The sequence below is a fragment of the Nannocystis pusilla genome, from assembly GCF_026626665.1.
GTDB lineage: Bacteria > Myxococcota_A > Polyangia > Nannocystales > Nannocystaceae > Nannocystis > Nannocystis pusilla.
Window position 1 is genome coordinate 4,266,831 of sequence record NZ_JAPNKE010000002.1, and the last position, 20,158, is coordinate 4,286,988.

Here is a 20,158-nt window from a genome sequence, read left to right on the forward strand (position 1 = left end):
ACTCCGACCCGGTCCCTCTCCAACGACTTCGTCCCTTCCTCCGCCGCGACCTCCGGTCGCGCACCGCCTCGGCCCTGGTCGCCGCGACCCTGATCAGCGGCCTCACATGGCTCGGGACCTCCGCGCTGACGCGCATGGACAGCCCCGCCGCGCAGGACGTGCGGGTCGCCGTCGGCCTCGAGGACGCCTGGGCCGTGTGCGACGGCCCGCAGATGCCGCGCTGCAGCTTCGACGACCGCGAGCAGGCCGTCGTCGACCGCGAGTTCGCCGCCCAGCAGCGCGTGCGAATCGCCGTCTTGACCGAGCTGCGAGCCCGCGTCGACCAGGTGGGCCGCAACCTCGATCGCGCCGAGTCGATCCTGCGCCGCGAGGCCGTCGACCTGCGCGGCGACCTCCTCGGCGGGCGCCAGGACCTGCAGGAGCTCCTGCTCACCACCGTCGATCTTCGCCCGCTGACCACCCGCGACGAGGATCTGGCCCGCACCGCCGCGCTGCAGGCCGCCGCCTTCGCGGTCGACGTCGACAACGGCAAGCTCGGCGAGCCCGCCGGTCCGCTGCTGCGCGAGATCGGGGCCCAGCGCCGTCAGCTGATCGCCCTCACCGCCCGCGTCGATCGCCTCGAGCGGCGCGACGGCGCCGTCGCCATCGACACCAACGGCACCGATCGCCAGGCCCTGTGGGCCGACCTCTTCAACAACGATCCGTACGGCGACGGCGGCCAGCTCGCCAGCTGGGTGCTGAGCTCGGGCGGCCTGCCGCACATCTCGAACACCCTCGCCAACCTCGCCAACGGCGACATGCGGACCCTCGCCGAGGCCGTGTTCAACCCCGGCGCCGCGCTGTGGCAGGGCGGCCTCGTCGACCCGATCGCCGAGTTCACCGCCCTGCAGAAGCCCTCGGTCCGCTACCGTTCGCCGGTCTCCGAGAGCCAGCGCGGCCAGCTCATCGGCTCGGTGCTGTTCGGCTTCGCCGCCTTCATGCTCCTGCTCGTCGGCCCGGTCGTCACCGCCACGCACACCGCCCGCGAGCGCGAGGCCGGCACCTTGCCCGTCCTGCGCATGACCGGCCTGTCCGCGGGTGACCTCGCCCTCGCCATGTCGGTCGGGCCCAACGTGTTCGCCATGGTCGCCGGCGCCCTGCTGCTGCTGCCCGCGCTCGCCCTGCTCGGCCTCACAGTCGGCGTCGGCCCGCTGCTGCTGCCGCTCGGCCTCCTGGTGCTCTTCACCGGCGCCACGCACCTCACCGCCATCGGCCTCGGCGACGCGCTCGGCCAGCGGGTCAACGCCCTGCTCGTCGGCGCCTTGATGGCCGTCGGCATCGCCGGCGCCGGCCTCTTCGGCACCGCGCTCGTCGGCGCCAACATCGCCAGCGCCGGCCTCCTCCTCGGCCCGCTGCCCGCCGTGCTCGGCGGGATCCTCGGCTTCACCGGCCTGCCCGGCTCCGCCGACCTCGTCACCGCCGGCGACCCCGAGCTCGGCTCCTCCTTCCTCGCCTACGCGGTCGGCACGCAGGTCATGCTCGCCACGATCTGCCTGTTCAGCTGGCGCCGGCGCGTCGAGCAGGCCTGGGCGCCGCTGTTCCGCCCCGCCGAGGGCGTCGCGCTCGCGCTCGCGTGCGTCGGCTGCTCGGGTCTCACGCTGCTCGACCTCTCGTCGCGCACCAACACCCAGACCTTCGACGGCCTCAACCTCGTCACCTTCCTCGCCAGCGCCTTCTTGCTGCCGGTGCTCGGCTGGTTGCTGGTCGCCAGCCTGCGCCGTCCGGCCCGCGCGCACGCCGTGCCGAGCCACGTCGAGGCCCGCGGCGCCTTCCTGCGGTTCCAGGGCGTCCTCGCCGTCGCCATGCTCGTGGTCGGCTTCGCCTACAGCGCGGTGATGCAGCGCAACGGCCTCGCCGGCGAGCAGAGCGAGATCATGTACGCCACGCTCACCCAGGTCCTGCTGATCGCCGAGACCGCGGTCGCCACCCTGCTGCTCGCCTCGCGCAAGCGCGACGGCAAGCTCGGCATCGGCATGATGGGCGGCGCCCTGCTCCTCCTGCAGATCGTCTTCGCCGTGCTGGTCTACCGCCTCGAGGTCGACCACGTCGCCCTCACGCACAGCGCCGGCATGCCGTTCCTCTACGGCATGAACGCCTCGCCCTACTGGATCGCCCTCATGATCCTCACCTGGGGCGCCGGCTTCGGCCTCATCCTCACCGCCCTCCTGCGTGAGCGCGACCAGGCCCGGGCTGCCGCGGCCGACGCCGACGAGCAGGCGGACGAGGACGCCGACGAGGAGCGCCGCGGTCGCTGGCTGCACTGATCCTCGGCGTCACGGGCCGCGGTCGTCGACTGCGGCTGAGTCCCGGGCGGCGGCAGGGCTATAAGGCCCAGCCTCCGCCCGGAGCTCATTTAAAGGGACCTTCGCCATGCCCTGGTTGTACGAGCACTACCACGACCTCTCCGCGATCGGCCTCCACGTCACCGACAAGGTCCACGAGGAGCAGAGCCCCTTCCAGCGCATCGAGGTCTACGACACCAAGGGTCACGGTCGCCTGCTCATGCTCGACGGCATGGTCATGCTGACCGAGCTCGACGAGTTCGTGTACCACGAGCTCATCAGCCACATCCCGCTGTGCATCCATCGCGACCCGAAGCGCGTGCTCGTCGTCGGCGGTGGCGACGGCGGCACCGTGCGCGAGGTCCTGCGGCACCCGGGCGTCGAGAAGGTCGTCCTGTGCGAGATCGACGAGCGAGTCACGCGCGTCTGCCAGCAGTGGATCCCCGCCGTCGCCGGGCGCCTCGACGACCCGCGCGTCGAGCTCGTGTTCGCCGACGCCGTCGAGTACGTGCGCAACAACCCCGGCAGCTTCGACGCCATCCTCGTCGACAGCTCCGAGCCGATCGGTCCCGCCGCCGGCCTCTTCGGCGGGGCCTTCTTCGCCGATCTTCACCGCGCCTTGCGGCCCGGCGGCATCGTCAGCGCCCAGACCGAGTCGCCGTTCTACGCCGCCGACACCGTGCGCGGCGTCTTCAAGGAGCTGCGCGGCGTCTTCAAGGGTGTCCACGCCTATTACGGCAGCATCCCCACCTATCCGAGCGGGTGTTGGACCTTCGCCCTCGCGGGCGACGACTTCCGCCTGACCGATCTCGATCCGGCCCGCCTCGCCGCGGTCGCCGGGCGCTACGTCGGCCCGAGCCTCGGCCTCGGCGCCTTCGCCTTGCCCGAGTTCGTGCGGCGGCTCGTTGAGGGCGACTGACACCAGCGAATACGGGTGATCACACACACGCAGCGCGCGCTGCGTCGTGGGAAAGGCCGTCTGGTACCGTCGCCACGATGGCCCCTCAAAACGCCCGCACCCGGTTTTCCTGCCTCGTATTGACGCTGTTGTTCGTGCCCGGGTCGGCCCTGGCGGGCCAGCCCGACGACGTCGCCGCGGCGATCCCGGTCACCTCGCCGTTCCACGAGCCGCTGGTGTTCGGCGCCGATCTCGAGCAGCCGCCGCTGCCGGCCGGTGAGTGGATCGTCTTCGCCAACTTCGACGGCGCCGACATGAACGGCTGCGGCTGGGGCAACAACAGCCCGCAGGACAACTGCTCCACCATCTTCCAGGGTCAGGTCTTGCCGTTCACGGGCGACCTCGGCCGACGGGCCGCCGTCGTCCAGGTCATGCGCAACGACCTCGGCAAGTTCAACATCCACGTCACCGACGTCCGCCCGGCCAGCGGCGACTACGACATGGAGATGATCGGCGACTGGAACCCCGCCCGGGCGGCGGCTTCGCCGGGGTCGCCCCGAGCATCGACTGCTTCAACAGCGACGGCGGCGAAGTCAGCTTCACCCTCGACTACACCAGCTCGCCGACCGGCATCGCCAAGGCCGTGCTGCAGGAGATCGCCCACACCTGGGGCCTCGAGCACGTCGAGTCGAAGGCCGACCTGCTCTACCCGACCACCCAGAGCGTCCCCGACCCGACCTTCGTCGACGAGTGCTTCCAGATCGTCCGGCTCGACGACAGCAACGAGCCGGTGCCCGAGAACAACATCCAGTGCCCCAACCAGCACTCGCAGTTCTGCGACGGCAGCAACTTCCAGAACAGCTACCAGGAGCTCCTCCAGATCTTCGGCCCCGGTGTGCCCGACCTGACCGCGCCGACGCTCGAGATCACCGCCCCGGCCGAGGGCGCCGAGGTCGACCCCAAGTTCGACCTCAAGCTCACCGCCGCCGACAACCTGAGCCCGCAGCTGCTCACGCTCTCGCTCAAGATCGACGGCCCGAGCGCCGCCGAGACCGACCCGACCGCGTGGCCCAGCCCCTCCGATCTGACCTTCCCGATCTCCGGCCTCGCCCCCGGCGAGTACACGGTCACGGCCACCATCCACGACGAAGACAACAACGAGGCGATCGACACCGTCCACTTCACGGTCAAGGGTGAGCCCGTCCCCGGCACCACCGGCGACGACAGCACCACCGGCCAGCCCGGCACCACCACGGGCGACGACAGCACCACCGGCGACGACAGCACTACCGGTGAGGCGCCCACCACGAGCGACGGCAGCGGCAACCCGACCACCGGCGTCACCAGCGCGACCGGCGGCGTCACGGACTCGGCCACCACGGGCGACCAGAGCGGCGGCGACGACGGCTGTGCCTGCCGATCGGACCTCGCTCCGACCTCCGGCGCCCCGGCCCTGCTCCTGCTCCTCGGCCTCGCGCGCGGGCGTCGGCGCGCCCGCGCCTAGCCCCTGCGCGGCCGCGTCAAACCGCGTACCCTGGCCCCGTGAACCTCGCCCTCGCCCCCGCCCTGCTCGCCGCGCTGACCCGCGCCGGCGACCCGGGCGCGGGCGCGACGCCTGTCCCCGAGGCCATGTCCCGAAGTACAGCCGATCCCGGCGCCTCGCTACCCGACAGGCCTGTCCCCGAGGCCCTGTCCCGAAGTGCAGCCTCTGCCGCCGCACGGCCCGCTCCGACTGTCTCCACGGACATGTCCCAAAGCACAGCGGCCGCCACAACGGACCTGCCCCGAAGTACAGCCATCGCCCTGCGCTCGAGCGCCGCCCGCCCCGCGGCCGAGCCGTTGCGCCCTGCCCTCACCCCGCCGCTCGCCGCCCGCGGTCCGGACGCCTTGCCGGCCGAGCCCGGCACCCCGCACACCCTCTACGTCAACTTCGACGGGGCCGTCCTGCGGCGCGGCTGCGGCAACGACTCGCGCCACGACTGCAGCACCCTCGCCGACATGTTCGACGGCTACATCGGCCCGTTCGTCGGCACCGAGGCGCGGCGGGTGGCCATCATCGAGTCGGTGCGCAAGGACCTGCGGGAGATCGGCGTGCGCACCACCTGGCGGCGCCCGCCCGACGATCCCGGCTACACCATGGTCCTCTACGGCGACATCGGCGCCCAGGACTTCGCGGGCATCGCCCCGTACATCGACTGCGGCAACCTGTGGGCCAACGACACCTGCTTCGCCGGCGCCTTCCAGGGCTCGAACACCGGCGCCACCATCATCTTGCAGGAGGCCGCGCACACCTGGGGGCTCGAACACGTCAACAGCCCGTTCGACAACCTGCACCCGTTCGTCGAGGCGCCGACCCCGTACTTCCAGGATCAGTGCAACAAGATCGTCGCCAACACCGACCTCGTCGAGACCGCCGGCGTGTGCAACACGGTCCACGAGATGTTCTGTGAGACCGGCTATCAGAACAGCTTCCAGGAGCTGCTCTACCTGTTCGGCCCGGCCCAGCCCGACATCGTCGCGCCGACCCTGAAGCTCACCAGCCCCGTCAACGACTCCTACCACGTGCTGCCGGTCGAGCTCTCGCTCTACGGCGACGTCGTCGACGACCTCGAGCCGCAGTTCTATGCCGTCGACATCCAGCAGGACGGCCAGACGATCTTCAGCGACGAGGCGATCCGCGTCGACCTGCGGCTCAAGAACCCGCCGCCGGGCACCTACGACCTCCTCGTCACCGTCCGCGACGAGGGCGGCAACGCCGGCAGCGACCGCGTGCGCTTCACGATCCTCCCCGAGGGCAGCGAAGATCCGGACAGCACCACCGGCGACGACACCGGCGACACCGGTGACACCGGTGACACCGGCGACACCGGCGGCCTGTCCGAGCAGCAAGGCTGCGACCTCGGCGTCGCCGCGGGCGGCCCGGCCTGGCTCGTCGTGCTCGCGCTCGGGCGCCGGCGCCGGCGATCGCTCGCGGCCCGCCACACCGCGCTGGCAACCCCGCCCGCGCCGCGCTAAAGGAGACCCGTGACGCACCGCCTGCGCCTCGCCCCGTTCGCCCTTGTGCTCCTCGTCGCCTGTCCGCAAGCACAGGCGCCCGCGCCCACGCCGACCGTCGGCGGCGCGCACCCGGCCCCGTCCGACCCGCGCGTCGTCGAGGTCTCCGGCGACCTCTACGCCGCCCAGAACGCCCCGAGCGCGCCCAAGCAGCCCGACGCCGAGCCGGTGAAGTCACCGGGCACCGGCCGCCCCGACGAGACCAACGGCGTCTGCCGCCTCTACGCCCCCGAGCTGCCCGACCCGGGTTGCTGCGAGCACACCCTCGGCTTCGACAGCAAGGTCGCCGCCGAGACCTGCGGCTTGCAGGTCTACCTCGGCGAGTCCTTCCACAACAGCTGCGGCTTCTACTTCGTGCCCCAGCCCAACACCCCGGCCCAGTGGTTCCGGATCGCCACCATCATCGGCGACACCCCGAAGAAGGCCGCCGAGGACAACCTCTACACCATGCGGCGCACGGACCCGAACGTCAGCGTCGAACCCGTGCCCGACGTCCCCGGCGCCTTCTGGACCAAGCAGAACGAGTACCGCTGGGCTTTCCTGCCCGGCTGGAAGGTCGTCCGCATGTTCGCGTGGAAGATCTCGAGCTGCAGCGACGACAAGATCGGCGGCCTGCTCCGCCACATCATCGCCGCCCCCGAAGAGGTCAGCGCCCCGCGCCGCGACGGCCTCGTCCCCGTCGCCGCCCCGCCACCCGCGCCTGCTCCCTGAGACATGTCCTAAAGGACATCGACGCGACCGGCCTCCGTCGGGCCGCTCCTCGCCGCGCCCGAGGGACAGGGCGAGTTCGTCGCCGATCGCGTCATTCTGTCCCGTGGCGCGACGCGAATCGAGTCACCGGCCGCCGCAGCGAGGAGCCGTCCTCCGCGTGTGCCGTTGAACACCGCGAGCTCGTCTCCGCCCCTCCTGTCCTGGAGAACAGACCACTTCGCCCTTGACGGTCCATCGGCAGCCGCATGTCCCGAAGGACATACCGCGCTCTCGCCCCTGCTGCCTCGCGCGCGTCAGCCCGCGCGCCAGCCGTCGAAGCGCGTCGCCCCCGACAGCCCGCGCGCGGCCGCCAGCGCCCGCTTGCCGAGCGCGTAGACCCGGAAGAACAGCTCGAGCCCGCCTCGCTGCGCGCGCGTCAGCGGCGCGGCGCTGAAGATCACCTTCGGGTCGTCCTGGCCGACGTCGACGAAGCCGACGATCGCCACCACCGCCAGCTCGACCTCGGCCCCGGCGGCCAGGCGGGGCCCGAGCACCACCGCGTCGAGCGGATCGCCGTCGCCCGACATGACCCCCGGGACATGTCCGTAGTTATAGGGGCACGGCAGCGGCGACACGAAGTCGACGCTGCCGTCGCTGCGGCGCTTGACCACGCTCCAGCGCGGGTACTCGATCTTCACCCGGCAGCGCGCCCCGATCTCCGGCAGGTCCACGGCGGTGGTCTACGCCAGGCCTGCCGCGCCCGCAACCCGCATGTCTCATCATTCCTGTCCCGATGGACAGGCTCATCGCTCGGGCCCGCCCCCGCGCTCTCGCCCCGCGCCTCAGAACTGCCCGAACGCCGCGATCCCGGCGCCGCCCGCACCGAACGTCGGCGCCGCCCGGGCCGCCCGGCGCTTGCGCTCCTGTACGCGGTCGGCGAACAGCAGGCTCGCCCCTGCCAGCAAGATCCCCGCCCCCGCGGCCAGCGTCAGGTAGCCCGCGTCGTGATAGCTCGCCAGCGCCGCGTCGGAGCAGTCGGGCGTCGTCGTCGTGCACTCCGCGCGGTACAGCAGCAGCCCCACGCCGACCGCCGACGTCAGCGCCCCGCCGACCGTCACGCCGAAGCCGGCGGCCAGCAGCTCCAGCGACGGCTCGGACGGCGCCGCCCAGCTCGTCTGTCCGCGCCACTGACTCGGGCGCGGCGGCGGAAGCCGCTTCAGCGCCGGGGTCGGCGTCGTCGGGCTCGCCGGCGCGGCCGCGCCCGCCTCGCTCGCCGCAGGCGGTTCGGTCGGTGTCGGCGGTTCGGCGCACGCGTCGCGACCGGCCGTCTGACTGGCTGCGCGCAGCGTCTGATCGATCTGGTCGGCCAGCCCCAGCGCGCGGCGGCGCAGCCGGATCGCCTCCGCCTTCTGCGGCCGCTCGAGGTAGTCGCGCATCACTCCTGCCGCGCGGCACATCGGGCTCACCTCGCCGCCCTGCGCATGAGCCTGCTCGTACGCCGCCACTGTGTCGCTCAGCACATTGAAGAGATCGCGGCTCGCTCGCGGCTCGAGCTCCGTCAGGCTGACGTAGACCCGTTCGAAGCAGGCCCCCGCCTCGGCGCTGCGCCCGGCCTTGCGCAGCGCCTGGCAGCCCTCGTGATCGCGTCGCAGCGCCTCTGCGGCCGGGTTCGCGGCCTCGACCTGACCGCTCGTCAGCGTCAGCGCGCACGCCAGCGCCGTCGTCCTGCGCCTCGCCATCCCCTCAGTATCGACCACTTCGGCGTCATCGGCAGCGGTCGCTTCCGCGCCTTCGGGCCGCGCCGGCGCCGCCGCGCACACCTTTATACTCGCCGCATGACGGGCGACGACGTCGACGGCACCGGCCCCACGCAGGCCAGCCCTGCGGGGACGCCCCGACCGACGTCGCCTCCGGCGTCACGCCTCGCGCCGACGCTCCCGACTCGCTGCTCGGGGGCGTCCTCGCCGGACGCTACCGCATCGATCGGCGCCTCGGCTCCGGCGGCATGGGGGCCGTCTACGCCGGCACGCACCTCCTGCTCGATCGACCGGTCGCAGTGAAGATCATCAAGCCGCGCTTCGGCGACGACCCCGGCATCGCCCAGCGCTTCATTCAAGAGGCGCGCGCCGCCTCCGTCATCGGCCACGCGCACGTCGTCGAGATCACCGACTTCGGCGAGACCGACGGCGGCACCGCCTTCTTCGTCATGGAGCGGCTCGAGGGCGAAGACCTCGCCGCCACCGTCACGCGCGAGGGGCCGCTGGCCTGGCAGCGGGTCGTCCACATCGGCGAGCAGATCGCCCGGGCCCTCGCCGCCGCGCACAAGCACGGCGTCGTCCACCGCGACATCAAGCCGGCCAATTGCTTCCGCCTCACCCGCGACGACGACCCCGACTACATCAAGGTCCTCGACTTCGGCCTCGCCAAGGTCGTCGGCGGCGCCTCGCGGGGCGAAGACGCCTCGCTGACCCAGACCGGCGCCCTGCTCGGCACCCCCGGTTACATCGCCCCCGAGCTCTACCGCGGCCTCGCGGCCGATCACCGCGTCGACATCTACGCCCTCGGCGCGCTCATGCACAAGCTCCTCACCGGCGAGCTCCCGCCGATGCGCCTCGGCAGCGACGACCCGACCGAGCTCGCTTTGTCCGCGGTACCACCTGGCCTTCAGGCCATCTTGCGCCGCGCCCTCGCCGACGATCCGTCCGCGCGGTACCCGACCGCCCAGGCCGTCGCCACCGACCTGCGCCACCTGGCCGCCGGGACAGGTGTCAGCCTCGACCCCGGCTCCGACCCGCCGGCCACCAGCGGCCCGCTGCTGGCCGTCACCCACGACGCCCGCGGGCTCTCCTTCACCATCGGCGCCCCCTTGCTCGGCGCCCTCGTGCTCGGCCTCGGCCTGTTCGCGTTCTTCAGCCTGCGCGCCGGCAGCTCGCCGCCCGCCGAGCCCGCCGGCGTCCCGGTCGAGCCAGCCCGCACCGGCGCCGAGCCCGGATCGGCGGTCGTCGCCGTCGAGCCTTCTGCCCCGCCGCCCGCTCCTACCGCGCCCGCGGAGCCGATCGCCGCCGAGCCGCGCACCACGACGCCGCCGGACGCCGCCGACGTCGAGCCTCCCCGCCGCCCGTCGAGCCCACCGCCACCACCACCGACGAGCCCGAGCCGACGCCCGTCAGCGCGCTGCCCAAGGGCAGCCGCGCGGCTGTCCAAAAGGCCATCCGCCGCCGCTGCGCCGGCACCTTCGACTACACCGTCAAGCTGGAGTGGAAGGCCGACGCCGAGGGCCGCCTGCTACCCGGCTCGGCCAGGGTCGTCGGCACCCCGCTGCACAACGACGCCGAGAGCTGCGCCCTGCGCCAGCTCGTCCGCAGCGAGTTCGCCTGGACCCCCGGCGAGACCTACACCCACGCCTTCAAGAGCGGCTGACCTGTCCCCCGGGACACGTGGAACCTGGCCCCGCCACGGGCTTGCCCGCTCACGTCGCTGGCGAGCGCCCGGCCGATGACCTGTCTCATCAGCCAGCTCATCCGTTCTCCCCGCGGCGTCCGTGCCATCTCGTCGCCTGTCTCTTCGACCAGCCGACCCGGACGCTCGCTCCGCCCGAATCACCTGTCTCTTTGGCCATCCGATCCGACCGCCTCCATCCTCTCTCCGATCGCCGGAACCGACCTCCCACCTTAAGCTCGCGGCACCATTCACCTGTCTCTCCGACCAGCTCCACTCACCTGTCCCCGGAGCCAGCCTCACCGCCCGTCTCTCGCGCCCGCCACAGCGCCCGCGCCACCAGCCCCGCCGCCGCGAGCCCGACGAGCCCCACGATCGCGAACGCGATCAACAGCCCCGGGTGTCCCGCTCGCGTCAGCCGCACCGCCCCGAGCGCCAGCACGTCCGGCTGCAGCGACGAGAAGCCCGCGATCGGGCTCGCCCACCACGCGAAGTGGGACGTCTCGAGCACGTGGCCGGCCGAGCGGGGGTCGTTCGTCAGCGCGATCATCCACTCGAAGATCGATCGCGTCGCCAGCCACCCGGTCAGCGCCGCGCTCGCCGCCACCGCGACCCAGAACAGCCGGCGCACCGAAGCAGCCTGCCGCGGCAGCGCCTCGATCGCCGCCGCGAAGCCGATCATGACGAACGGGATCGCCGGCACCAGATGACGCGGCCCCAGGCCCCAGCCGCCGTACCAGTCGGTGCGCGCCGACACCACCAGCCAGCGCGTCACCAGCAGCGACAGCGCCAGCCACGTCGCAGCCGGCGCGCGTCGCAGGGCCGCCCGCAGACCCACCAGCCCCAGCGTCGCCGCCGGCGCGTACAGCCACAGCTCCGCCCCGGCGCCAGCATCTGCGCCCACAGCCCCGTCCACGGCCAGGTCCACGCGCTGTAGTGACCGAAGCGTCCCGTCTCGAGCGGATCGCCGAAGCGCCACCACTGCCCGAGCAACACCAGCCCGAGGCCGAGCCCCGCCAGCAGCGCCGCGCCGACGAGCCCGCGTCGCATCGGCGCCAGTCTTTTCAGACATGTCTCGAAGAACCTGCCCTTTGATTCCTGCCCCTTCGGACCTGCCCCGAGAGGCCACAGCGCGTACGCCGCCAGGCACGGCCAGGCCACCAGGTTGAGCACGTGGACGTGGACGGCGAAGCCGGCCGCGGCACCGGCCAGCCACAGTCGGCGATCGGCCGCACCCGGCCGGCTGCCGCGGAGGGCATGCGCCTGGGCGATGGCCACGGCCGCCGCCAGCAGCACCATTGCCGACAGCGGCTCGCTGAGGAACGTGCGCGCATACGGCCACGCCGCCGTCCCCGTCGCGTACGCGACCCCCGTCCACAGGGCGGCCCGCCCCGAGAAGCCGACCCATGCCAGCCACCGGACCAGCAGCCAGGCAGTCGCCGCCGTCACGAAGCAGTGCGTCAGGCTGACCATCAGGTGGAGCCAGTCGGCCCGCGCCTCGCGCGCGTGGAACGTGAAGTGGTCGGAGCGAACCGCGCGCGTCCAGGCGAACGGCACCCGCGGCGCGGTCGCCCGGGCCAGCGCGTACATCGGCGTCGCCACCAGCGACAGCCCGTGGCCGAAGAACCCGTAGCGACGACCGTCCCGGCCCTCGGCCCAGCCGAACGTCCCCGGCGGTCGCCCGGGCGGCTCACCGGTGCGGTGGGCGATGCCTTCGATGGCGAACGAGCCGCGCTCGACCAGGCTCGCGGTGGTCTGGAACACGATCTCGTCGTCGGGGAACTGGATCCGGCCCGGCGCGGTCCACAAAAACAGCGCGGCGCAGGCCGCAAGAGAGCGGCTGCGCCGGGCGTACGCGGTGTTTGAGTTCTCGGGTCCAGGGGCCGAACCAGCTTCGGCGAGCGCAGCGGCTAGCCGGAGGTGCCGCTGGAGCTGTTGCCCATGCACAGCGAGGTGTCGAAGGTGCAGGTCACCGGGTCACAGCCGAGCGAACCGCCGGCGTTGCCGAGCGACTCGCAGGTGAACCCGTTGAGGTTGGCGCCGTCGCACTGCTCGTTCGGATCGATCTGGCCGTTGCCACAGCCGGCCGGGTCGGTCGTCTGGGTGGTCTGGCTCGTCTGCGTGCCCGTCGTCGACGTGTCGGTGTCGCCGGTGGTGGTCGTGTCCGGGAACGTCGTCGAGGTCGGCCCGTTGGTGGTCGGCGCGATGGTCGTGCCGGTGGTCGTGTCCGGGCCGGTCGTCGGGTCGCCGGTCGTGGTGCTCGTGCCCGGCGCGCCGGTCGAGGTGTCCGTGCCGCTCGACGTGTCCGTGGTGTTGTTCGTGTTGCTGTTCTGGTTGTTGGTGCTGAAACCACTCCCAGTTTCGCCGTCGTCGCCACAGCCGGGGACGAGGCACAGCAAGGAAACGGAGCAAGCGAGCGTACGCCAGGCGATCATGGCGCCTTTATCCCAACGGCGCAGACCGGGGGTCAAGAGAAAAGCGAGCACGGCCATAGACGCCTGCTTTGCCGCTTCAGAGACCTCTATCACGGGTTTTCATGGCCCTCGGGGCAGTGGAGCCGCGAGCACCCACGCGTCGTCACTGGCACACGCGCAGCGCCTGCAGCATGGACTCGCGGCCCGCCGGTTGGTGAGTGAGCACTGAGCAAACCGTCCGCGAAGCGAGACGGCCCCGCGCCCACGCGGCCCGCTCTGCGGAGCTTCGGGGCCGCTGCGAGCTCCCCCGCGACCTCCTTCTCCGCGGCTCTCCATCTCCACGCCGGCATCTCCTGCGCCGGAGCGACGACCGTCGGCCCCACCGCCTCGGTCGTCCGCCCACGCCACCTGGCCTTCGGGACAGCCGAGCAACCGACGACGCCGACTGGTTGCCCGCGCGGACACCCGACCGCGACCGCCGGGCGAGCGACGGCTCGGCTCGCTCGCCCGAGGTCGTGAATGACGCATACCCCGCCGCGACCCCGGTGCGACCCGCGGAGCGGGCAGGAATCACGGCCTCTTCGCCCGAAAAACATGGGCATCACAATACGTCTATTTTCAAACACTTGGACACCTGAACATCAAGCCGTTTCGAGCCGCTTGATCTCCGCCTTTGCGCCCCCCACCGCGCGAGTGCTACCACGATGCTCCACGTGACCCTATCCGAAGCTCCAGCCATGACCTTGACCTGGCGCGAGAGCCTGGAGCGCGTCTGTGCGGCCGTCGTCTCGGTCCGGATCGACGCTCCCCGCCCCTTCGACACCGAGTGGAACGGCAGCTCGCAGGCCACCGCGTTCGTCGTCGACGCCGAGCAGGGCCTCCTGCTCAGCAATCGCCATGTCGTCCAGCCCATCCGACCGCCCGCGCTGCGCCTGCGGCCCGACAAGGCGCTCGTCGGCACCGAGCTGCGCGTGGTCGGCAACGACGCCGGCGAGAAGCTCTCCATCCTCGCCGGCACGCTCGCCCGCGTCGATCGCCCGGCGCCGCTCTACGGGTCGAGCAAATACAACGATTTCAACACCTTCTACCTGCAAGCTGCAAGTGGCGCGACAGGTGGATCTTCCGGCTCGCCGGTGGTCGACATCGAGGGCGACGTCATCGCCCTCAACGCCGGCAGCCGGACCCAGGCCGCCTCGAGCTTCTTCCTCCCGCTCGAGCGGGTGCTGCGCGCCTTCGAGCTGCTGCGCGCGGGTCAGCCGATCCCGCGCGGCACCTTGATGACAACCTTCTCGTACACGCCCTTCGACGAGCTGGCGCGCCTCGGCCTCCGCCCCGAGACCGAGCAGGCCTGCCGCGCCGCCGACCCGGGCGGGATCGGCCTCCTCATCGTCGACAAGCTGATCCCCGGCGGCGTCACCGACGGCCTGCTCGAGCCGGGGGACATCCTCCTGCGCGTCGACGGCGAGTTCATCCCCCGCTTCGTCCCGCTCGAGGCCCACCTCGACGCCTCGGTCGGCCAGACCATCACCCTCGAGCTCGAGCGCGGCGGCCGGCCGCTCACCGTCCGCGCCCGCGTCCACGACCTCCACGCCATCTCGCCCAGCACCTATCTCGAGATCGGCGGCGCGATCCTCCACGACCTCTCCTACCAGCGGGCCCGCAACCCCCAGGTCCCGCTGACCGGCGTGTACCTCGCCAACAGCGGCTACCTGTTCTCGCCCCTCGACCTCGACCGCGGCGCCGTCATCCGCGCCATCGCCGGCGTGCCGACGCCGGATCTGGCGGCGGCCGAGGCCGTCCTCGGCAGCTTGCCGCACGCGGCCCCCTTCATGGTCCGCTGGATCGACCTCGACCAGCCGACCCGCGAGCACGTCACCGTCGCCACCATGGACCGGCGGTGGTTCGCCATGACCCGCTCGAGCCGCGACGACGCCTCCGGCCGCTGGCCCTCGGCCGACGCCCCCCGCCGCCGGCTCCTCCGCCGCGCACGCCCGTCACCACCAACCTGCCCCCGTCCGACGACGTCCGCGTGCAGCAGGTCCAGCCCTCGCTGGTCACCGTCACCTGCAACATCCCCTACAAGATCGACGGCATCCACGCGACCCGCTTCGTCGGCGCCGGCCTGGTCGTCGACGCCCGGCGCGGCCTCGTGCTCGTCGACCGCAACACCGTCCCGATCGCCCTCGCCGACATCACCCTCACCGTCGCCGGCGCGGTCGAGATCCCGGGCGAGATCGCCTTCCTCCACCCGCACCACAACTACGCGATCCTCTCGTACGACCCGGCCCTGCTCGGCGACACGCCGATCCGCGCCGTCGACCTCGCGCCGCGTCCGCTGCACCCCGGCGATCCCGTGTGGCTCGTCGGGCTCAAGTCCGGCCACCGCGTGTTCGCCCAGAGCACGGCGGTCGCCGCGGTCGAGGCCGTCGACCTGCCGCTGCCGCGCCCGCCGCGGTTCCGCGCCATGAACCTCGAGCGGATCTCCCTCACCAGCGCCACCGCCTCGCTCGGCGGCGCCATCGTCGACAGCGAGGCCCGCGTCGTCGCCCTGTGGGCCGGCTTCTCCTACCAGGACGGCAAGGACCACCGCGTCGCCGAGTACGGCATCGCGGCCGACCTGTTCGCCGAGGCCGTCGAGATCTTCCGCCGCGGCGAGTCGCCGATCGTCTGCGACCTCGGCGTCGAGTTCGGCACCGTCACGCTCGCCGAGGCGCGCCACCGCGGCCTGTCCCCGGAGACAGCCGCCGAGCTCGAGGGCCACGACCCGCTGCGCCGCCAGGTGCTGGTCGTCCAGCGCCTGGCCGCGTTCGCCCGCGGCTGGCAGGCCGGCGACCTGGTCTTGCGGGCAGGTGGCGCCGCCGTCACCTCGGTCCGCGAGATCGAGCGATCGCTGCGCGGCGGTCGGGTCACCGTCCACCTGCTGCGCGACGGCCAGGAGCTGGACCTCGAGGTCGAGACGCGCCCCGACGACGGCCGCGGCACCGACCGCGTGCTCCACTGGGCCGGCGCGCTGCTGCAGGCGCCCCACCACGCCGCGCTGATCCAGCGCGCCGTGCCCGACGAGGGCGTGTACATCTCGCTCTACTGGTACGGCTCGCCCGCCAGCCGTTCGCGCCTCCGGGCCGCCCGCCGGATCGTCGCCGCCGAGGACCGCCCCACCCCCGACATCGACAGCTTCCTCGCCGCCGTCGCCGGCAAGCCCGACCGCGCCTCGGTCCGCCTCAAGACCGTCGACCTCGACGGCAAGGTCGACCTCCTCACCCTCCGCCTCGACCTCGAGTACTTCCCGACCTACGAGCTGCGCCGCACTCGCGACGGCTGGGTCCGCATCGAGCACGGCTGAGCGACGCCACCTCCTCGCTCCGAGAGCCCGAAGGCCCCGCGCCTCGGGCTCTTCGAACTCGAGGCGCCGCCGCGCACGGGCGCTGCGAACCTGTCCCAAAATGCACCTCCGCGAGCCCGGACACCCGGCGAATGACATGTCCCAAAGGACATCCTTCGCCGCGCGCCGCCGGAGCGCTGCCCTGTCCCGAGGGACGCTCGCCCACGTCGCAGCGCACCTCGCCACGGCGGACCCGCGACACGCCGCCTGTCTTTCAGGACACGCGCATCCCTACCCCTCGCACGGTCAACCGCTTCCATCGCCGCTGCATTCCCGCTAAGTTGACCTCGCATGCGAATCGCGCTGGTCGTCGGCCTCGGCCTCCTCGGCGGCTGCGTCCCCAACGATCATCCTTCGTGGCTCGTCGATCACCCGCTGCCCTGGGGGATCGTCGCCAGCGTCGTCGAGCCGGGCGGCTACTCCTCCGAGCTCGTCGTCCCCGAAGGCCGCGTCCGGGCCTCGGCGCTCCCGCTCGACACCCTCGAGCTGCAGTGGCTCACCGCAACCCCACCCGGCGTCACCGTCCCGGCGCCGATCTGGTTCGTCTGCCCCGACCGCTGCACCTCGCTCCCGGCAGAGCCCCTCCTCGCCTGCGCCTTCCCGTTGCCGCTGTCGCGCACCGAACACTGCCGCCTCGGCGAGGGCGAGCGCGTTCGTCTCAGCCTCGGCGGCGCCTACACTGCGAGCGAGTTCTTCCGCGGCTTCATCGGCGTCATGGGCATCACCAGCGACGGCACCGTCGAGCCCGAGACCTGCCTGCAGCGCTACCGCACCGTCCCCCGCGCCGGCCTCGAGCGCTGCCTGTTTCAGGAGCGCATGCTGCGGCTCGGACCGGAGAACCTGCTCCTCACCACGGTGCCCGGGCTCGCCGACAACTACACCGTCGAGGGCGACCTGCCCGACGATTTCGACGACGAGGCGCCCGACGTCCACCCGACCCTCAGCGGCCTGCAAGTGCGGCACTTCGGGCGCGGCGGCTTCCGCGAGCTCATCGCCCAGCCCGGGGACACCATCCCGGTGCGCGTGGGCGCCTACGTCTCCGTCTGGCCGCAGTACACCGACGATACGAAGCAGCCCCACTACGCCTTGCAGTCGACGCCGGGCCAGCCGGAACGCCTGGTCGCCACTCCCGACGAAGAGACGATCCGCGAGCGCTACGGCATCTCGACCCTGGTCGAGGACAGGAGCGATCCAGACGACGACCTCCTGCACGGCTGGACCGTCCCGGACGAGCCCGAGCCGATCCTCCTCTACCTCTATATCGCCGACTCCCGCCAGGGCCGCGCCTTCGCCACCCTGCGCTTCGTCGTCGAGGACGCCAGCCCCGCGCCATGATCGCCGCGCCGCTGCTCCTCCTCCTCGCCGCCGCGCCGGCCGAGCCACCTGTCCCTTCGACCATCCCGCCGGCAGACGAACGGCCTGTCCCTTCGGACACCCACCCGACCTCTCCGCTCCCCATCGGCGCCGTCCCCGAGCGGCCGCGGTCGCCGGCCTCGCCTGTCCCTTCGACCAGCCTCCCGCGCTACCGCGAAGCCGCGCGGCCTGTCCCTTCGACCAGCCGTCTCGAGGCCCGCGGCACCCTGCGCAGCGCCGGCGAGCGCCAGCCCCTCGCGGGCGCCCGCCTGTTCGCGCGAGCCCGCCGCGGCGCCGACTGGACGCGCGCCGCCATCGCCGGCGCCGACGGCAGCTTCGTCCTCACCGACCTGCCCAGCCTCGACTTCGAGCTCATCGTCGTCGCCGCCGGTCACGAGCGCCTCGAGCAACCGACCACCGCAGGCTTCTGGCGCCGGCGCCGTCCCCCCGTCATCTACGTGCAACCGGCCGGCGCAGGCCGCTACCGCACCATCGTCGCCCAGGAGCGAACCCCCAAGCCCAGCCCCTTCAGCGTCGAGCTCGCGCCCGACGAGATCGCCGCCCTACCCGGCAGCCAGGGCGATCCGCTGCGGGCTTTGCAAAATCTGCCCGGCGCCGCGCGGGTCCCCGGCGGCCTCGGCCTCCTCATCCTCCGCGGCGCCGCGCCCAACCAGTCGCAGGTGTTCTTCGGCGAGCACCCCTCCCGCGCGCCTTCCACGTCCCCGGCCTCGCCAGCATCGTCCCCGCCGGCGTGCTCTCGGGCCTGCAGTACGTGCCCAGCAACTTCGCCCCCAACTACGGCAACGCCACCGGCGGCATCGTCGTCCTCACCCCGCGCGTGGGCCGGCGCGACGGCGTCCACGGTCACGCCAAGCTCGACCTCATCTCCGCCGGCGCCCAGGTCGAGGGACCTGTCGGTCGCGGCTCGTTCCTCATCGCCGCCCAGCGCGGCTACCTCGACCTCGCGCTCAAGGTCGTCGGCCGGCTCGCCTTCAACCGCGACTACCTCCGCCCCAAGTACGGCGACTACCAGGTCGTCTTCGATCACCCCGTCGGCCCCGGCGCGACGCTCACCGCCCGCGTCCTCGGGGCCAGCGACGTCCTCCGCTTCCCCTCGCGCTACTCCGGCGACGGCGGCGTGACCCTCAGCTCCGGCTTTCACCGCATCGACCTCGTCTACAAGAAGCGCCAGGGCCCGTGGGACTTCCTGCTCTCGCCGGCGCTGCGCCTCGACACCGGCGGCCTCGAGACCGACACCCAGCTCCGCCGCCGCACCGACGTCGTCGGCCTCCTGCGCGCCGAGCTCACCGCGCGCCCGTCTCGGCGGTTTCAGCTGACGGTCGGCGCCGACGCCCAGATCGATCGCCATCGCACGCGCAGCCAGGTCACGTCCTGGCCGGGCCTCCTCGACTCCTCGGAGGGCATCCCCGGCCCATTCGACGAGGTCGCCCGCGGCACCACGACCACCAGCGGCGTCTACCTCACCCCGCTCCTCGCCGCCGGTCGGTTCACCCTCTCACCTGGCCTTCGGGCCAGCCTGTCTACCGGCCTCGGTGAGCCGCGCTTCTCCGTCGACCCGCGGCTGCACGCGCGCTGGGCCCCGCACCCGCGCGTCGCCGTGCAGCTCGGCGTCGGCCGCTACTCGCAGCCCTCGTTCCGCTCGCTCAGCACGGTCCCCGCCCTCGGCAGCTTCAGCGCCATCGACAGCCTCGGCCTCGACCCCCGGATCGTCCTGCCCGCCGCGCTCCGCTACCTCGACCCGCGCATCAACGTCGACCCGCGCAGCCGGCTCGGCCTCCTGCAGGCCGTGCAGCTCAGCGCCAACCTCCACCTCCGCCTCACCGCCGGCCTCGGCCTCGACGTCACCGCCTTCTGGCGCCGCGACCGCGACCGCGGCCCGCTCGTCCTCGACTACTACGGCCGGCCGTTCGAGGACCCCGGCGCGGCCGTCCACGGCCTCGAGGTCATGCTGCGCCAGGACCTCACGCGCCGCCTGTTCGGCTGGGTCGCCTACACGCTGATGCGCGCCCGCACCGGCCGCTTCGACGCGCAGGACCGCCTCGCCCTGCAGGCTCCCAACGACTTCGATCAGCGCCACAACCTCGTCGCCGTGCTCGGCGTCAAGCTGCCGCGGCGCTGGCAGATCGCCGGCCGCTTCCGCCTCGTCACCGGCCTGCCGTTCACCCCGGTCGTCGGCGGCCTCAAGGGCGACGGCCCGTTCTCGGCCACCTACCCGATCTACGGCGCCTACAACAGCGCCCGCATGCCCGTGTTCCACCAGCTCGACATCCGCGTCGACAAGACGTGGGTCCGCTCGCGCACCATCGTCTCGACCTACCTCGACGTGCAGAACATCTACAACCGCCAGAACGCCGAGGGCCTGTGGTACCTCACCGATTACTCCGGCACCCAGACCGTCGTCGGCGTCCCGATCTTGCCGGTGCTCGGCGTGCGCGTCGAGTACTGACCCTCACCGCGCTCGAAGCAGTACAGGCGCGCCAGGGTCGAAGAAACCCGGGCGTCGCGTCAAAGCGCCGGCAGCGGCCTCAGTTGGACCTGTCTCTCGGGCCATATCACTGTTCGCACCCGCTTCGGTCGCGCGCCCCCA

General features: G+C 72.5%; 15 protein-coding genes. 10 read left to right on the forward strand and 5 right to left on the reverse strand.

The window, feature by feature from the left end:
* Positions 1–134: 134 nt before the first annotated feature.
* From OV079_RS18755 to OV079_RS18775, 5 genes are all read left to right on the forward strand, one after another.
* Complete coding sequence (locus tag OV079_RS18755; protein ID WP_267770183.1) at positions 135–2,303, forward strand: hypothetical protein; 2,169 nt, start codon at positions 135–137, stop codon at positions 2,301–2,303.
* 106 nt (positions 2,304–2,409) lie between these two features.
* Positions 2,410–3,240 (forward strand): polyamine aminopropyltransferase, encoded by an 831-nt coding sequence (gene speE / locus OV079_RS18760; protein WP_267770184.1) that lies wholly within the window; start codon positions 2,410–2,412, stop codon positions 3,238–3,240.
* Positions 3,241–3,862: 622 nt separating this feature from the next.
* The gene (locus tag OV079_RS18765) at positions 3,863–4,723 is read left to right on the forward strand and encodes a hypothetical protein (protein WP_267770185.1); all 861 of its coding nucleotides are present in this window, start codon (positions 3,863–3,865) and stop codon (positions 4,721–4,723) included.
* A 38-nt stretch (positions 4,724–4,761) separates the two neighbouring features.
* Entirely contained in the window at positions 4,762–6,234 is a 1,473-nt protein-coding gene (locus tag OV079_RS18770) for a hypothetical protein (RefSeq protein WP_267770186.1), read from the forward strand.
* Positions 6,235–6,243: 9 nt separating this feature from the next.
* Positions 6,244–6,984, forward strand: a complete 741-nt coding sequence (locus OV079_RS18775; RefSeq protein WP_267770187.1) for a hypothetical protein — start codon at positions 6,244–6,246, stop codon at positions 6,982–6,984.
* Between the two features lie 293 nt (positions 6,985–7,277).
* Here OV079_RS18775 and OV079_RS18780 read toward each other — a convergent pair whose 3' ends face one another.
* A complete protein-coding gene (locus tag OV079_RS18780; protein WP_267770189.1) occupies positions 7,278–7,694 on the reverse strand; it encodes an inorganic diphosphatase in 417 nt (138 codons plus the stop codon).
* 111 nt (positions 7,695–7,805) lie between these two features.
* Entirely contained in the window at positions 7,806–8,702 is an 897-nt protein-coding gene (locus OV079_RS18785; protein ID WP_267770190.1) for a hypothetical protein, read from the reverse strand.
* Positions 8,703–8,941: 239 nt separating this feature from the next.
* On the opposite strand from OV079_RS18785, the gene OV079_RS18790 reads away from it, so the two are divergent.
* Positions 8,942–10,462, forward strand: coding sequence for a serine/threonine-protein kinase (locus OV079_RS18790; protein ID WP_267778594.1), 1,521 nt, complete (start codon positions 8,942–8,944; stop codon positions 10,460–10,462).
* Positions 10,463–10,678: 216 nt separating this feature from the next.
* Here the strand turns inward: OV079_RS18790 and OV079_RS18795 are convergent, their stop codons facing one another.
* The 3 genes from OV079_RS18795 to OV079_RS18805 form a co-directional block, all read right to left on the reverse strand.
* Positions 10,679–11,239 carry a hypothetical protein gene (locus OV079_RS18795; RefSeq protein ID WP_267770191.1) on the reverse strand — a complete coding sequence of 187 codons (561 nt, stop codon included), beginning with the start codon at positions 11,237–11,239 and terminating at the stop codon, positions 10,679–10,681.
* Entirely contained in the window at positions 11,173–12,210 is a 1,038-nt protein-coding gene (locus OV079_RS18800) for a hypothetical protein (RefSeq protein WP_267770192.1), read from the reverse strand. The genes OV079_RS18795 and OV079_RS18800 overlap by 67 nt, the downstream gene beginning before the upstream one ends.
* A gap of 101 nt (positions 12,211–12,311) precedes the next feature.
* The gene (locus OV079_RS18805) at positions 12,312–12,836 is read right to left on the reverse strand and encodes a hypothetical protein (RefSeq protein ID WP_267770193.1); all 525 of its coding nucleotides are present in this window, start codon (positions 12,834–12,836) and stop codon (positions 12,312–12,314) included.
* A 716-nt stretch (positions 12,837–13,552) separates the two neighbouring features.
* Between OV079_RS18805 and OV079_RS18810 the strand changes: the two genes are divergently transcribed.
* The 4 genes from OV079_RS18810 (at position 13,553) to OV079_RS18825 (ending at position 20,017) form a co-directional block, all read left to right on the forward strand.
* Complete coding sequence (locus OV079_RS18810; RefSeq protein WP_267770194.1) at positions 13,553–15,283, forward strand: trypsin-like peptidase domain-containing protein; 1,731 nt, start codon at positions 13,553–13,555, stop codon at positions 15,281–15,283.
* Positions 15,169–16,158: a PDZ domain-containing protein gene (locus OV079_RS18815; protein ID WP_267770195.1), complete on the forward strand. Its 990-nt coding sequence runs from the start codon at positions 15,169–15,171 to the stop codon at positions 16,156–16,158. Before OV079_RS18810 ends, OV079_RS18815 begins: the two co-directional genes overlap by 115 nt.
* 330 nt (positions 16,159–16,488) lie before the next feature.
* Positions 16,489–17,532, forward strand: coding sequence for a hypothetical protein (locus OV079_RS18820; protein ID WP_267770196.1), 1,044 nt, complete (start codon positions 16,489–16,491; stop codon positions 17,530–17,532).
* 769 nt (positions 17,533–18,301) lie between these two features.
* Entirely contained in the window at positions 18,302–20,017 is a 1,716-nt protein-coding gene (locus OV079_RS18825; RefSeq protein ID WP_267770198.1) for a TonB-dependent receptor plug domain-containing protein, read from the forward strand.
* Positions 20,018–20,158: the final 141 nt, after the last annotated feature.